Origin of the sequence: Intrasporangium oryzae NRRL B-24470 (genome assembly GCF_000576595.1) — a bacterium.
GTDB classification, from domain to species: Bacteria; Actinomycetota; Actinomycetes; order Actinomycetales; family Dermatophilaceae; genus Intrasporangium_C; species Intrasporangium_C oryzae.
The window spans coordinates 1-14,833 of record NZ_AWSA01000074.1 but is presented as its reverse complement, the minus strand read 5'-3'; the positions used below and the strand labels follow the sequence as shown (position 1 = coordinate 14,833).

Annotated in this window: 15 protein-coding genes; 7 read left to right on the top strand and 8 right to left on the bottom strand. The window is 70.1% G+C overall.

The features are described 5' to 3' along the window. Positions 1–67 precede the first annotated feature (67 nt). The gene (locus N865_RS20240; protein ID WP_034810042.1) at positions 68–1,114 is read right to left on the bottom strand and encodes a hypothetical protein; all 1,047 of its coding nucleotides are present in this window, start codon (positions 1,112–1,114) and stop codon (positions 68–70) included. Between the two features lie 91 nt (positions 1,115–1,205). Here N865_RS20240 and N865_RS23780 point away from each other — a divergent pair, with 91 nt between their 5' ends. Both N865_RS23780 and N865_RS22035 read left to right on the top strand, forming a co-directional pair. Beyond that, positions 1,206–1,796: a TetR/AcrR family transcriptional regulator gene (locus tag N865_RS23780; protein WP_034810041.1), complete on the top strand. Its 591-nt coding sequence runs from the start codon at positions 1,206–1,208 to the stop codon at positions 1,794–1,796. A 120-nt stretch (positions 1,797–1,916) separates the two neighbouring features. Further along, positions 1,917–2,375 carry a pyridoxamine 5'-phosphate oxidase family protein gene (locus tag N865_RS22035; protein ID WP_051511172.1) on the top strand — a complete coding sequence of 153 codons (459 nt, stop codon included), beginning with the start codon at positions 1,917–1,919 and terminating at the stop codon, positions 2,373–2,375. Positions 2,376–2,514: 139 nt separating this feature from the next. On the opposite strand, the gene N865_RS22890 is transcribed toward N865_RS22035, so the two are convergent. Next, the gene (locus N865_RS22890) at positions 2,515–2,706 is read right to left on the bottom strand and encodes a hypothetical protein (protein WP_157557800.1); all 192 of its coding nucleotides are present in this window, start codon (positions 2,704–2,706) and stop codon (positions 2,515–2,517) included. A gap of 328 nt (positions 2,707–3,034) precedes the next feature. After that, complete coding sequence (locus N865_RS20225) at positions 3,035–3,493, bottom strand: SRPBCC family protein (RefSeq protein WP_034810040.1); 459 nt, start codon at positions 3,491–3,493, stop codon at positions 3,035–3,037. 514 nt (positions 3,494–4,007) lie between these two features. On the opposite strand from N865_RS20225, the gene N865_RS20220 reads away from it, so the two are divergent. Continuing rightward, positions 4,008–5,225, top strand: a complete 1,218-nt coding sequence (locus N865_RS20220; protein WP_034810038.1) for a globin domain-containing protein — start codon at positions 4,008–4,010, stop codon at positions 5,223–5,225. A gap of 210 nt (positions 5,226–5,435) precedes the next feature. Here the strand turns inward: N865_RS20220 and N865_RS20215 are convergent, their stop codons facing one another. Then, positions 5,436–6,092, bottom strand: coding sequence for an alpha/beta fold hydrolase (locus N865_RS20215; protein ID WP_281173525.1), 657 nt, complete (start codon positions 6,090–6,092; stop codon positions 5,436–5,438). A 538-nt stretch (positions 6,093–6,630) separates the two neighbouring features. Next, the gene (locus tag N865_RS20210) at positions 6,631–7,527 is read right to left on the bottom strand and encodes an aldo/keto reductase (protein WP_034810037.1); all 897 of its coding nucleotides are present in this window, start codon (positions 7,525–7,527) and stop codon (positions 6,631–6,633) included. A 192-nt stretch (positions 7,528–7,719) separates the two neighbouring features. Between N865_RS20210 and N865_RS20205 the strand changes: the two genes are divergently transcribed. Both N865_RS20205 and N865_RS20200 read left to right on the top strand, forming a co-directional pair. Beyond that, positions 7,720–8,796, top strand: coding sequence for a DUF3048 domain-containing protein (locus N865_RS20205; protein ID WP_084328418.1), 1,077 nt, complete (start codon positions 7,720–7,722; stop codon positions 8,794–8,796). A 204-nt stretch (positions 8,797–9,000) separates the two neighbouring features. Continuing rightward, the gene (locus N865_RS20200) at positions 9,001–10,266 is read left to right on the top strand and encodes a cytochrome P450 (protein ID WP_245603856.1); all 1,266 of its coding nucleotides are present in this window, start codon (positions 9,001–9,003) and stop codon (positions 10,264–10,266) included. A 32-nt stretch (positions 10,267–10,298) separates the two neighbouring features. Here the strand turns inward: N865_RS20200 and N865_RS20195 are convergent, their stop codons facing one another. After that, positions 10,299–10,970, bottom strand: a complete 672-nt coding sequence (locus N865_RS20195) for a DUF72 domain-containing protein (protein ID WP_245603855.1) — start codon at positions 10,968–10,970, stop codon at positions 10,299–10,301. A 216-nt stretch (positions 10,971–11,186) separates the two neighbouring features. Here N865_RS20195 and N865_RS20190 point away from each other — a divergent pair, with 216 nt between their 5' ends. Then, positions 11,187–11,414, top strand: a complete 228-nt coding sequence (locus tag N865_RS20190; protein ID WP_211244937.1) for a VOC family protein — start codon at positions 11,187–11,189, stop codon at positions 11,412–11,414. Between the two features lie 34 nt (positions 11,415–11,448). Here N865_RS20190 and N865_RS20185 read toward each other — a convergent pair whose 3' ends face one another. Both N865_RS20185 and N865_RS20180 read right to left on the bottom strand, forming a co-directional pair. Further along, positions 11,449–12,714, bottom strand: coding sequence for an Nramp family divalent metal transporter (locus N865_RS20185; RefSeq protein ID WP_157557799.1), 1,266 nt, complete (start codon positions 12,712–12,714; stop codon positions 11,449–11,451). A 103-nt stretch (positions 12,715–12,817) separates the two neighbouring features. Next, positions 12,818–14,287 carry a hypothetical protein gene (locus N865_RS20180; RefSeq protein WP_034810032.1) on the bottom strand — a complete coding sequence of 490 codons (1,470 nt, stop codon included), beginning with the start codon at positions 14,285–14,287 and terminating at the stop codon, positions 12,818–12,820. A gap of 74 nt (positions 14,288–14,361) precedes the next feature. On the opposite strand from N865_RS20180, the gene N865_RS20175 reads away from it, so the two are divergent. Next, positions 14,362–14,730 carry a TraR/DksA family transcriptional regulator gene (locus tag N865_RS20175; RefSeq protein ID WP_407636802.1) on the top strand — a complete coding sequence of 123 codons (369 nt, stop codon included), beginning with the start codon at positions 14,362–14,364 and terminating at the stop codon, positions 14,728–14,730. Positions 14,731–14,833: the final 103 nt, after the last annotated feature.

The following is a 14,833-nucleotide window of genomic DNA, read 5'->3' as shown; positions in this document are numbered from 1 at the left end:
GGTGTTGCGATGACCCCTTGAATCCGCCCACCTGCGCGCGGTCCCGGCCCAGCGGCATACGTCCGTGTCAGGCCGGCAGGGGCTCGGCCGCTCGCTGCCCGCGCGACCCGACCGCGAGGAGCGCGACGCCGAAGGCGAACCAGCAGGCGAGGACCACCATGGCGTGGCCCACGCCGGCGCCCCCGAAGTAGGCGGAACTGCGGAGCAGCTGGCCACCGGCGCCCGGCGGGAGCCACGAGCCGAGCGTGCTCCAGAAGGCTGGGAGGAACTCGGGAGCCGTCGTCAGGCCGGAGAGCGGGTTGCCGACGAGCAGGAAGACGGCGACGCCGGCGCCGAGCGCCGGGAGCCCACCGATGGAGTACAGGCCGAGCAGGGCCGTCGACATGGCCGCGAGCACCGCCGACATGGCCGCGGCGTCACGGACCCAGCTGCCGTCGAAGGCGCCGTACCAGTGGAGCAGGGCGGCGAGCACCGCTCCGATGACCACCGCTGCCGACACGACGGCGGCGAGCTGCCGCCAGGCTCCGCGCACGACGCGCGTCAGCGCGAGGACGGGGGCGACCGCGCCGATGATGAGAGGCAGCAGGGCGACCGCGAGGCCGGCTCCGCGCGGGTCGCTCGGGGGTGGGGAGACGATCTCGCGGACCGGCACCTGACGCCCGAGCTCGGCGGAGAGTCCGGAGGCGAGGGCGACGAGCAGCTGGGCGACGGCCGGCGACCCCGCGGGCGCGGTGAGGACCTGGGGCCCGGTGGCCGATACGACGATGCCGCCGTAGACGTCACGGCTGCGGATCGCCGAGGTGAGGGCGGCCTCGTCGCCGAACCCCGTGACTGCGAAGGCGCCGGGGGCCTTGGCGGCGAGTGCCTGCTCGACCTGCGCCGCCGCCTGGGCCGGCCCGGCGACGCCGATGGGGACGTCGTGGGGCGCGCTCTTGACCGCGGGCAGGGCGAATGCGGTGAGGACGAGCCCGAGCAGGACGGCGAGCAGGGCGATGACGCCGACGGGTCCCACGGTCCGGTGCCGCCTGACGGCGGTTCGCGCGGGGGCGCCGGGGGCGCCGGGGGCGGGCGAGGCAGTGGTGTCGGCCGGGGAGGGGCTGGTGGTTGCTGACATGGGACACGCTCCTTTCAACGTTTGTTGAAAACCACGGTAGAGCGTCTGTGGCAAAGTTTCAACACTTGTTCAACATGTCTAGGATGAGGTCATGACGCCGCGCGGACGCACCGGGCCCCGGGCCGACCGCACCGACGCCCGCGGCGACATCCTCAGCTCGGCACGTGAGCTCTTCTCCGCCCGCGGCTTCCGGGGCACCACGATGCGCGCTGTCGCCGAGGGCGCCGGTGTCGACGTGGCCCTCGTGCCGTACTACTTCGGCAACAAGGAAGGGCTCTTCGCCGCCACCCTCGAGCTTCCGGTCGACCCTCGGGCCAAGCTCGACGCCGCCTTCGCCGAGGGCGTCGACGGCGCCGGCGTGCGCATCGCCCGCGCGGTGGTCGGCGTGTTCGACGACGAAACGGTCGGGCCGACGATGATCGGCCTCGTTCGGTCCGCCATGACGGACGGCACGGCACACGAGGCTGTGCGCGACTTCCTCGTCAACGTCATCGTCGAGGGCTACGCCATCCACCTCGACGGGCCCGACGCGCGTGAACGGGCCGCGCTCGCTGCAGCCCAGATCATCGGCCTCGCCGTGGCCCGCTACGTGCTGCGTATCGAGCCGCTCGCGAGCATGTCCGTTGACGAGGTCGTCGCCTACGTGGGGCCCGCCCTCCAGCGCTGCCTCGACGGGCCGTGACCACCAGCGCCCCGAGGGCTCGCGGCTCAACCGGCCTTGCTCGAGATCGGAGCAGCGCACCATGACCTCGGCTTCGATACGGCAGGCTCAGGGCAGGCGCCGCGGTAGGCTGCGGCCGTTATGACCACCTGGGCGGAGTTCGCGAACGCGGAGCCAGATCTCGCCGCCTTCGCTTGGGAGCGGATGGAGGGTCGGATCGTCTACCAGGCGACGCTCCGGCTCGACGGCGGACCGCGCGTGCACCCGGTCTCCCCTTGGCTCGCGGCAGGGCTGCTGTGCGTCTCGTTCCGCAACACGAGCCCGAAGATGCGCGAGGTTGCGCGTGACCCGCGCTACGCGCTGCACACGGCGCAGCCGTGGGGGGACCACGCCGGCGACTACGGCGAGTTCATGGCGCGTGGTTCGCTTGAAGAGATCCCCCCGTCCCATCCCGCGGTGCTGGCGCGACCCAGCCAGACGACCTACGGGCTCGTCCACTACGCGTGCTCGATCGTGGAGGCGGTAGCGACGGAGTACACGGACGACGAGATGCCCGTGTACCGACGGTGGAAGGCGTCAGAGGGCAGCGCGGCAGGGTGAGGCCCCGCGCCATCACGTGCGGAGCTCATAGCTCGCGCGGCCTCCCCGGGCGTCCGGGTGGAGAGCGACCTCGAAACCGTGGACGAGGTGCACCGCGCAACGCAGTCCCTCTTGACCGGGTCCCGGCGATCAAGCGCCTTCAGCCGCCGATCATTGGCGTTCTGCCCGTGTTGACGTACTCCTTGCCGCATCGTTCACAGGCTCGGTATCGGCCGCCATCGTCAGTGCTGTAGCTCTTCCAGACGTGGTGCGTGTTGGTCAGACACCCAAGGGCACGCCGGTGGGCGGGAGGCTGCTGCGAACCGCTGTCGTCCTGCTGCGTCTTGTTCATGGGCTCCGCAACTCCTCGGTCGGTCGGGCGACGTCGGCGCAGAGCCGAGGCGATGGCGTACAGCTTCCCGATCCGGCCGGACCCCGTCAGTCGGTGGTGTCCTGCCAAGCGTGGGCGGCGTACTCGGGCGCCACAGTGTGCGCGGATGGCACCTTCCAGTGTGCAGCCGGGGGCATCGACGGCGGACCCTTTTCGCGCAAGCCGAAACCGACGAGGGCCAGTCGGGGTGGACGCGTGTACGCGAGGCGTCCAGGTAGCCCATTTCCGCCGCCTGCCGGGCGTCCCTGCTGACCATGACCGCCACGCCCGGGTCGGCGTGCCGACCTCCCTACTCGCCTTCGAGGGAGCGCTTGAGGGAGGCGAGGGTATGGGTCCGCTCCCGGGTCGACATCCACGCGGCAGCCGGTTTCAACAACCGCATCGGCCCGTACAGCTCGGCCTCGGCCACGTGATGCACCACCGTCGAGTCACCGTCGGCCTCGAGCACGTAACTCGGACGAGCCTGGGTCAGCGGGCGGCCGAACCAGGTGAGCGTCTCGCTGAACGCGATCCGCGTCGCCGGCACGTGCTCGGTCACCTCGCCCACGAAGCGGCCCATCCGGGTGCGGTCGACGTACGTCGTCCCGGCGCGGATGGGCGGCAGTGACGTCAGCTCCGTCCCTGCGAACACGCCGTCCCGGTGCATCCACTGCCGGTAGCCCGGCAGGTCCGCCAACCGTTCGAAGACCTCGCTCGCCGGTCGACGGATCACCGTCCGGGACTCGAACCGCACCATGCTCGCAGCCATGACCCCTCCTCGCCGCCCGAAGGGCGACCACGTCCAACGCTAGGCATCGCAGCCGCCCCCCGCACCCAAACGTGGTGTTGCAGTCCCGGGCTGTCCGATCGCGCCATCGTGTGTGACCGGAGCGGGCCTCTCGTGATCTCGATGCGCGTCAGTGTCGTCCCCACAGGGTCGCCCGCCGTGACGCCTTCCTCCGCGAAGGTGCGTCACACCGCCGCATGTTGGCGCGTTGCTGCAGCTGGACTTGGGGGGCGGAGCTGCCTGTCGTGTGTTGCAAGACCAGGGTTGGAACCGTTAGTGAGAATCAGGCGAGCGCAACTCGGAGTTGCCCGGCCACCACGACAACCGTGCTGCGGTCCGAGACGGCAGGGCCCGGCGCCTATCTCCGTCACCAATCCGGGACGCATCGAGAGACTCTGGTCCGGGGCGGCGGTAACGTGCGACGGGACCGGAAAGGGTTCGCACCACGGACGCGTGTGAGCCCAGCCACCACCCACGAGGACACAGGGAGGCCCTCATGCTCTCGGACACGTCGGCTCAGGTCATTCGTGACACCTTGCCTGCCGTCGGGGCGGCGATCGGAGAGATCACGCCGTTGTTCTACCAGAAGATGTTCAGCGCTCATCCAGAGCTGATCCGCGACCTGTTCAACAGGGGCAACCAGGCACAAGGGGACCAGCCGCTCGCATTGGCCGGGTCCATCGCGGCCTACGCGACGATGCTGGTCACCGACAACCCTCACCCAACCGAGCAGCTACTGGCCCGGATCGCACACAAGCACGCGTCACTGGGGGTCACCAAGGAGCAGTACGAGATCGTGCACGAGCACCTCTTCGCGGCGATCGTGCAGGTACTGGGCGACGCAGTCACACCTGAGGTTGCCTCGGCGTGGGACGAGCTGTACTGGCACATGGCCGACGACCTGATCCGCCTCGAACAGGGTCTGTACTCCAACGCCGGCGTCGAGCCAGGCGCGGTGTGGCGTGAGGTCATTGTCGCGAGCCGGCAGCAGGAGTCGCCCGACACCGTCGCCTACAGCCTCGTGGCGGTCGATGGCTCCAGCCTTCCCGCCGCCAAACCAGGACAATACATCTCGGTTGTCGTCCCCCTGCCCGACGGCGCAAACCAGATCCGCCAGTACAGCTTGACTCGGGGCCGCGCGGACGACTGGGCGATCAGCGTGAAGGCAATCCCGGCTGCCATCGCCGAGGACGGCACCGAGGTCCCGGAAGGGGAGGTGTCGAACTTCCTTCACCGCAACGTGTTCGAGGGCGACCGGCTGCGCGTCTCACTGCCCTTCGGCGACCTGGTCCTCGAGGAGGGCGACGACCCCTTGCTGTTGGTGTCAGCCGGTATCGGCTGCACCCCGATGATCGGCATGCTGCACTACCTGACACACACCTCCTCAGACCGCCCAGTGACGGTCCTGCACGCGGACCGGTCACCGGCCAGGCAGGCCCATCGTCGCGAGCTGACCGAGTTGGTCGCCGCCCTTCCGGGAGCCGCGCTTCGCCACTGGTATGAGGACCTCGGTGTGCGCCCGGCCACCGACGAGACGATGCCAGGTCGGATCGAGCTAGAGAGGATCGAGGTGCTGCCCGACACGCACGCGTACCTGTGCGGCCCGCTGCCGTTCATGGACCAGGTCCGCTCCGAACTGCTGGCGCGGGGGCTCCCTGAAGCCAACATCCACTACGAGGTCTTCGGACCGGACAAATGGCTCGCCGGCCTGTGACAAGCCAAACACGGCGATGGGCGGTATGAAGTCTGGAGTGCGGCCAAGGATGGACGGACAGTGCCAGCCTCAGGCTCGATGGCTCCAGCGTCATTCCGCGATTCGACCATCCTGACAGACGCATTGTCGGCCCGTCTCTCTGAACGAACGCTTCACCGACGACCTTGTGTCGATGGTCGAGGGTGCGATCTGTCGGTCGACCTTCTCGGTTCATGGGGCCGCGTCCCAGAAGTCGCGAAGGCGGCGAGCGAGCTGCTCAGGGACCTGCATCGGCAGGGAGTGTGTTGTCCCTGGCCAGACCTGGACGGTGCCGGCGGGAAGCTGTCTCGCTCGTACGGCCGCGCGCTGTCCACCGGCCAGCGAGCGAGCGCCGGCGATGGCGACATAGACCGGCATTCTGAGTCGCGTGAGCTGGCCCTCGGTAAGGGGTCGGGGGTTCGGCAAGGCGGCCCGGAACTCCTGGGCGCCGACTGAGATCATGCTGCCGATCGGGGACTCGGCGCGGATATCATCGAGGCACACCCCGCCGATCGCGGCCAGAGCGTGGTCCCGCCAGCTCCTCGGGACTGGAAGCATCGACAGCGTTGCCCAGAAGAACGTGGATGCCGGTGGCCACCGCAGCACGAACGCCGGCTCGAGGAGGCTGAGTGTCGCAACTCGGGCCGGGTGGCGAACAGCATGCACGGCTGCCGGGGCGCCACCGAATGAGTGCCCAACCGTGTGGGCCTGGCCGATGCCCATTCCCTCCAGTGCCTCGTCGACCCACATCGCCTGGTGCTCGAAGGTGAGTATGGGTGCGGTCTGCACCGACAGACCGCAGTCGCCGAGCGCGTCCATTGCGATGAGCGTGCGTCCGGACGCGAGCAGGTAGGGCAGGTTCTCGCCTCACATCGGAACGCCGGAACTCCGACCCGGAATCAACGCGACGGGCGTGAGACCGGACTCGCTCCCGGCCGAGCGATAGGACCTGACCATGCCGAGCGACGTGGGAACGTCGACGCTCTCCGATGGTGCCGGGAGCGTGCCCATCGCGACGTCATGGCATCCATGGAACTGTCCCGGCCCGCCTCGCTGCGGAACCGCCCGATCTTGTCACCCATCGCCACTCCCTGGGTGGTCGTCCTCTTGGGCACGCCGGGCTGCCAATGCAGTCACTGAGCGGGCAGAGGGCCAGGAGAGACCTGCACCCAGCCTCGGACCAGACAGCGCCCTCGACTCGGCCAAGTCAACGTATCCGAAGCTTAGATGTCGAGTTCAGCTGCGCCGAGATGCGAGGCGCCGCCGCGTGTTCGTGGCACAACAGACCTGGCGCCTCCTGGCTGACCGTTCCGGCTGCATATCGAAGATCGGGTCAGGCCCCGCCGCTGACCACCACCCCGGCCACCCGGAGAGGGGTCTGGGCTGCTCAGGTGAGGATGGCGAGCTCCTCTTGACTCAGGCGAATAGCGGCCGCCGCGATGTTCTCATCTAGGTGGTCAGGGTTGCCGGTGCCGGGGATGGCGAGCACGTGTCTCCCCTGATGAAGGGTCCAGGCGAGTCGGACCTGCTGTTCGGTCACCCCGTGAGCTCTTGCCACCTGCGACAGGCCAGGTGCGTGGCTGCTGACAGGTCCTTTCTCCCGACCCGAGCCGGCGATCGCAAAGAAGGGGACGAAGGCTATCCCTCGTTGACCGCAGGCCCTCAGCAGCGGGGCGTCCTGCTGGTTGTCCAGCGCATAGCTGTTCTGCACACAAACCACCGGCGCAATGCGCTGTGCCTCCACGAGATGGTCCAGACGGACGTTCGACAGACCCAGGTGTCGGACGAGTCCCTCCTCACGCATTCTCGCGAGCGCCTCGAACCGCTCTGCGACCGAGTCCTTGCCCGCCTTCTTGATGATGCGGAGGTTGACGACGTCGAGCCGGTCGACTCCGAGCCGGCGGAGGTTCTCCTCGACCTGACGCCGCAGATCGTCGGCCGTCGAGGCCTGGTAGAACGTCCCGTCCTCGCGAATTCCCGGCCCCACCTTGGTGGTGATGACCAGATCGTCGTACGGCGCGAGCGCCTCCCGGATGAGCTCCGTGGCGTAGCGGGGCGGCCCCGGGTCCCCCTCGAGGATGCCACCGGGCGAGACGTAGAAGGCGGCCGTGTCGACATGGTTGACGCCGAGCTCGGCCGCACGACGCAGCACGGTGAGAGCGCGCTCTACGTCGCGGCTGACCGTCAAGCGCATGGAGCCGAAGCCCATCCGGGTGACGGTCAGGTCCCCCAGCGTGAACGTGCCTGCGGCTGTGGCGGTGATGGTGCTCTCGGGGCCGGGCATCGGGCGAGCATAGCCGCGGTGGGCATTCCGACACGGCCTGTTCGCGACGTCATCGGCGGCGAGCGGGCGCGGCGCACCGAGCACCGGGGTTGGCACGGCGGGTGAGCTCCGAAGGCGGGTACTTCGGCCCTGTCCGGCCCACGTGTCGCTTGCCACTCTGGTGGCGCTGGGAGGCGGGTAGGAAGGTGCGCGATGGTCGGGAATCGTAAGCGCCGCATGGTGGTCGGCGTCGTCGTGTTGGTCGTGCTGGTCGCTGCTGCGGTCGCCGTCTTCGTCGCCCGCCGAGGCCAAGGCCCGACTCCCTCCGCTACGCCGGTTCCAACGGTCACGTCTCCCTCCGCCACCACGACGACGCTCATGACGGCGCCTCTCACCGGCCTCCCGGTAACCCCGGGGATGAGCCTCGACCACCCAGCGGTGGCGATCAAGATCTCAGACGTGCGGCAGGCGCACCCTCAGATCGGTGTCGACAAGGCCGACATCGTCTTCACGGAGCCCATCGGTGTCGCCTACACCCGGCTTCTCGCGGTCTTCCATTCCCAGCTGCCGAGCCTCGTAGGGCCCGTGCGCTCGGTGCGGCCGCCGGACGCGCCCCTGCTGTCGCCCCTGGAGCCCGTGTTCGGCAACACGATGGGGGCCCCGTGGGTCGTCAGCTACGTCGACTCGGTCGGCCGCTTGGACGACCTCGGCACACTGCGGGTCCCCCGCCCGGGCGCATACGTCCTGAACCGCAGTCGGCCACTCCCGGACCACGTCTTCGTGAAGCCCCGGACCCTCATGGGGCTCTCGAAGTTCACCAAGCCCCCGGCTCCCTACTTCTCGTATGCCGCTGACCTGGCCTCTGCGTCAGCGTCGAGTGCCGTTGGGGCCGGGACCTCGGCAGTGGTGCCGTACGGCGCTGGGTTCAACATGACCTGGAGGTACGACGCCGCGCGGAAGCGGTACCTGCGGTCCGAGCCGTGGGGGCCTCACACGACGCTGGACGGCATACGGGTCAGCGCCACCAACGTGCTTGTGCTGAAGGTCAGCTCGTCACTGGGGAAGATCGGAACCGACCCGGGCGACCCCGTGCCGATCCTCAAGCTGACCGACGGATCGGGCCGATTCGTGGCACTTGCCGGCGGGCACTCCGTCGCGGGCGCCTGGTCCAAGGGGCCCGTCACCGACACTTTCGTGCTGCGCACCGACAGCGGCCAGCCACTGCTCCTCGCCCCCGGTAACACCTGGGTCGAGATGCCCGGTGCCGCAGCCACCGTGACGATCCGCTGAGCCTCCGCCCGCCGAGGAGGCGCGCGAGGCACTCAGCTGGTTCACCGGACTTGCCGGGACCCGCGATATTCCTTGCGGGTTACCGCGCCCCAACCCACGCGAGGCAAGATTGGTGGACAGCCGTGTCCCAGGAGGCCCAGCCTGACTCAGTTCACCCCTATGCCGCTGGCCCGCGCTGCCGTGCGCTGGTCGGTGGGTCACGCCTTGCCCCGCACCATGCTGCGGCGATCGGCCAAGCAGGGCGACCTCCATGGCCGCATGTTCGTGGCCACCCAGTCCGGCGATCGGGCAGCGCTCGAGCCGGTCATGGACGAGCTGCGCGCACACGCCCCGTTCTACCGGGGCAAGTTCGCCTCGGTGACCGTGGACCATGCCGCGGTGCGAGCCTTGTTGTCCAACCCGGATGCCGGGGCTCGGTTCCTCCCCGCGGACAGGGAAAGCAGCCTTGCTCGGCTCCTGTCGTGGGCCATGGAGGACGCGCCGCTCGGACCCCTCACCCCGCCCTCCTTGTTGGTGACCGAGCCGCCGGATCACACCCGATACCGCAAGCTCGTGTCGCGGGTCTTCAGCGCCCGGGCGGTCGAGAAGCTGCGCGGCCGCACACAGCAGATCGCCACCGAGCTCCTCGATCAGATCGACCCGAGAAGTCCGGTCGACCTCGTCGCGACGTACTGCAGCCTCCTGCCGGTCACCATGATCGCGGAGATCCTCGGCGTCCCAGAACGCGACCGCGAGAAGGTGCTCAGGTTGGGTGCCGCGGCCGCGCCCAGCCTCGACCTCGGGCTCTCCTGGACGAAGTTCCGCCACGTCGAGTCGGCGCTGCGCGAGTTCGACCAGTGGCTGGGGCACCACCTCGACGGCCTGCGTCGACAACCCGGCGACGACCTGCTCAGTCAGCTCCTCGCCGCCCAGGAGGACGGCGTGAGCCTCACCGACGTCGAGCTGAGGTCCACCGCCGGGCTGGTGCTTGCGGCCGGCTTCGAGACCACCGTCAACCTGCTCGGCAACGGCATCGCGCTGCTCGCGAGCAGCCCCGAGCAGCGCCGGCTGCTCGCCGAGCGGGAAGATCTCTGGCCAAACGCCGTCGAGGAGGTCTTGCGGGTCGACCCGCCGGTGCTCCTCACCGGACGCATGACCAGGGCGGACACCGAGGTTGCCGGTGTCCCGATGCGGCGCGGATCCGTGATGGTGGCGCTGCTGGCAGGCGCGAACCGTGATCCCCAGGTCTTCCCGGAGCCGGACACGTTCGACATAACCCGGCAGAACGCCCGCGAGCACCTGTCCTTCTCCGCCGGTCGGCACTTCTGCCTGGGGGCGGCGCTGGCCCGGATGGAGGGCGAGGTCGGGCTGCGGACACTGTTCGAGCGGTACCCCGAGCCACGGGTCCACAACGGGGCCGTACGCAGGAGCACCCGCATCTTGCGCGGCTACGAGCGCCTTCCTGTGACGCTCAGCCCCCTGACGCTCTGAGGTCGCTCGACGAGATCTGGCTCAGCTCCAGTTCACCTCCCTTCACTGGAGAGCAAGGCGAGGAACCGCTCTGCGTCGCCGACGCGGGGAACGTTGTTGAACATGACGTACGGCGATGGTCGGCCGTCGACCAGGTCCCGCAGCCGGCGGAGTTCGTCATCGGTATGGACGTGCCGCGAGCCTGTGGTGCCGTGCAGCCGGTAGTAGGTCTGCTCGGGTGTCACCGTCTCGGTCTGCATCGGGTCCACGACGTGAGCCAGGTCCAGCTCGGCACAGAGCTCAGCGAGTACGTGCGTGGGCCACTCACCACGGGGCTCCCACAGCAGCCGCCCGCTTGGCCGCTCCACCTGCGACATGAAGCTACGCAGCCGTCGAATGTTCTCGGCCGTCGGGCGAAAGCTTTTCGGGCACTGAAGCAGCACGGCGGTGGCCCGCAGGACGCGCGCGCACTCGAGTGTCCGCTCCCAGCCCGCAAGGACTTCAGGCGTGGTCCGGAACGCTCCCACGTGCCCGCGCGCGCTGTCCGGCAGCGGCCGCTTCAGACGCCGGTAGGTGGGGCTGTTGGACTCGTGGGTGACGATCTGCCACGCCTTGATCGTGAACTCGAAGCTGGCCGGCACCTGGGCCCGCCAGCGCGTCAGAACGGCGTCCGCTGGCGGCTCGTAGAACGTGTGCTGCACCTCGACGACGGGGAAGCGCCGCACATACGAAGACTGGGAGACCGTCCACCCGCACAGCCCTACGCGAACGTCCACCTGGTTATCCGCCCCAGGTGTGGCGGCCTTGATTCAAGGTCCAGCGCAGCAAATTCCAGTCGGCCATACAGCCGAGTCTCCCTCGAGGGGATACCTGCGCAGTAGCCAGATCGTCCGGAGTGCCTCAGTCGCGTTTACGGATCCGGCGGCCGCCCCGGGTTCAACGTGTACCAGTCCGCCACGGCTGGGCGGTCACCGGCGACATTGGCCACCGGGTACGTCGACGACATCGACCAAGTGGTTGAGGAGCTGGCCGATGTTGGCGTCGAGTTTGTCCGCTACGACGCGGACGAGCACGACGCCAGAGGGATCACCCCGCGAGCCGGTGGCGGTCGAATCGCGTGGTTCCAGGATCCTGACGGCAACACTTTCGCGATCGAGGCCGACGCCTGAGTCGGCAAGAAGTCGAACGTGCGGTGACAGCGCTTCAGAAGCCGGTGACGACGAGATAGCCGCAGAGGCCGACGATCACGGCCGTGACGAGCGTGGCCGCAGCGGTCGTGACCCGGTGGTTGACGAGGACGCCCATGAGACGCCGGTCGCTCGTCAGCACGAGCAGTGGGATGAGCGTCCCCGGCAGGGCGAAGCTGAGCACGACCTGGCTCCACACGAGGGCGCTCGTCGGCTCGACGCCGAGCCCGAGGATGACCAGGGCCGGCACGACGGCGAGGGTCCGGCGCAGGAACGGGGACATCGGCCGGCGGACGAAGCCCTGCATGACGACGTCGCCGGTCTGGACCCCGACGAGGGTCGAGGCGAGGCCGGAGGCGAGGAGCGCCACGGCGAGCATCGTCGCCGCGATCTGGCCGGACTGCTCCCCGAGGGCGGCCCACGCCGTCTCGATGCTCGCGCCGGCCTCGCTCGGGAGGGCCGCCGAGAAGACGACGAGGCAGACGTTGGCGATCCCCGCGATCGTCATCGCGAGCACGACGCTGCGTACGGCCTGACGCCCCGTGCGCATCCGCTCGACCTCGGTCACCTCGGGTGATCCGTCGTCGTGGCCCCGGGAGGCCGCGGAGTGGAAGTGGAGGGCGTGCGGCATGACCGTGGCGCCGACGATGCCAACGGCGAGCAGGGCCGCCGACCCGCCGAGCGGTCCGGGGACGACCGACTCGAGCAGGGCGACGGAGTCGACGTCGGCGATGAGGACCTGCCAGACGAGCGAGCCGACGATGACGACGAGGAGCACGAGCACGACGGAGTCGAAGTGGCTGCGCCCGCGCACCTTGAGGGCGAGCACGACGAGGCTGAAGACCGTCACGCAGACGGCCCCCGCGGTGAGCGGCATACCGAAGAGGAGCCGGAGCGCGATCGCGCCGCCGACGATCTCGGCGAGGTCGGTCATGATGACGACGAGCTCGGCCTGCGCCCACAGCAGGAGCCGGCCGATCCCCGGGTAGCGGTCCGAGCTGTGCTCGGCGAGGCTGCGTCCGGTCACCATCCCGAGCTTGGCGGCGAGGTACTGGATGAGCATCGCCGAGCAGCTGGCGAAGACGACGACCCAGACGAGCTCGTAGCCGTGCTCGGCACCCGAGGTGATGTTGACCCCGAAGTTGCCCGGGTCGACGTAGGCGATCGCGGCGAGGAGGGCGGGGACGAGCGTCCGGGGCGCTGCGAGGGTCCCGCCGAGCCGGTGCTCGCGGGGCTTGCTGCCCACGGCCGGCGCCTCGGTGTCGGCCACTCGCTCACCCATGGGGGACAGCATCGCCCCCCGGGGCCGCCGACGCCAAGCCGGGTGTCAGACTGAGACAGCCGTTCGACCGGGGTCGCACGCCCGCACTGGGTGCGCGTGGGGGTCACCGGGCGGAGGCCAGGCCCAGCAGGGCCGCGATGCCGAGGGCGCTTCGGGGGTCGTAGGCCGCGGTCCACAGCCCGCCGTGCGCGGCGGCATACGCCTCGTCCTGCCACGGGTGCGCCTGCGCGGGCGAGCCGGTGCGCAGGTCGTGGACGAGCAGCGCCGCCATCAGGGTGTTGGCCGTCCCCGGCTCGAAGACCTCGATCCCGAAGCGATGCGCGCCGGCGTAGGCAGCCGCGAGCGCGCGGTTCTTGACGACGGACCGCGTCCGCGTCGGCGGGGCGACCTTGAGCGACACGAGGCCGCCGTCGGCGCGGTAGGCCGTCGCCCGCCACCGCTGGAGCCGTTTGGCGAGGAGGTAGTTCGGCCCCTGCTGCGAGACGACGCTGTCGTTGATGCCCGGGTCGGTGCCCGGGACGTAGTTGCGCCGGAGGAGTCGTCCACCGCTCAGCGTGCGAAGCGGCACCCGGACCACCTTCGACGTATGCCGCTGGGCGTAGTTCGCGACCGAGCGGGCCACCGCCTCGCCCGGGACGGCGAAGACGTCGGTCGGCGTGGCGAGGAAGGCGAGGGCCACGTCGTCCCTGCCCTTCGACGCGACGACCTGCTCGGTGAGCGCATCGACGGCCATCGAGACGCGGACGTTGGTCTCGCCGTCGGCGTAGACGTAGTTGCCGATCGTGATCGGCCCCTCGAGCCGGGCGACCCAGTCGGTCACCGATCCGAGATCGTGGACGAGGTCGCCTCCGGCGCGGGAGGCGATGCTGCCCTCGCCCGGCCGGACCGGCACCGTGATCGACCCTGCGAGCTTGCTCGTATCGCCGATCAGCCTGTCCCACAGATCCTTTCGCGGAAGATCGACGGCCGCGACATCGGCGCCCCAGCGGAGCAGGGAGCGCAGCGGCCCCATCTCGGCCGCGGCGCCGAGCACGACGACGGTCCGGTCGGACAGGTCGAGCCAGTCGGGGTTGGCGATGACGAGGTCGACGGCCTCGGCGCACGACGGCTCGATGACGCCGGCGTCGACCCACTCGGCGAGGCGCTCGCGGAGCGCGTCCCCCGAGAGGCGCTGGCCGGCATACGGGATGGAGAGGATGCGCTCGGGGGTGCCCGAGCCGCGGACGGTCTCGGAGTCGAGCCTCCCGCCGACCCTGAGGCTCGCCTCGGCGAAGGCGGCGTCGAGCGGCTCGTCGTCGGCGCTCTCGTCGGGGACCCAGCGCATCCGCTCGTGGAGGGAGGTGAGCCCGTCGCGCGCGATCTGCTGCGCCATCCCGGCGGACGGGAGCCCGGCCTCGACGAGCCGCCGGAAGTGCGGGACGTAGCCCTGACGCCAGTTCGTCTCGCGCTCGGCAGAGCCTGCGCCCACCGGGTCAGCGCCGCGCAGGGCGTCGGCGACGACTGCGCGGCCCGTCGCCGTCGTGCTCCGCCGGCCGTCGACGAGGGGGAACACGACTCCGCTGGGGTGGCTCATGCGCCCATCCTGCCGTCTCCGGAGGCTTCCGTGGTCTCGCCGCGGAGGACGACGCGGAGGGGCAGACTGGGACGGTGAGTGAACCGGGACGGAAGGCGGAGGTGCACGCGGCACGGCTCGCGGCCGAGCGCCACACGACGGACGAGCGGCTGGTCGGGCTGCGCCGCGCCTTCGAGGAGGCCTCCGACGCGTCCGAGGACTCGAACGCCGACGACGAGCACGACCCCGAGGGCGCGACGATCGCCTACGAGCGCTCGCAGATTGCTGCCCTCATCGACCAGGCACAGGCGCACCTCGCCGCGATCGACGCTGCCGAGGAACGGCTCGAGGCCGGGACCTACGGGCTGTGCTCAGTCTGCGGGGAGCCGATCCCGGAGGGTCGCCTCGAGGCGAGGCCGACGGCGACGACGTGCGTCCTCCACGCCTCCGCCTCAGCCTCCTGAACGACGACCCGGGGGTATGCCGCTGGGCGGCCTCCGCCGGCGCCGTGCCCATCGCGCGGGCCATCCGGGCGCCGGCCCGCGGCGGCCCGCGGCGGCCACGTCA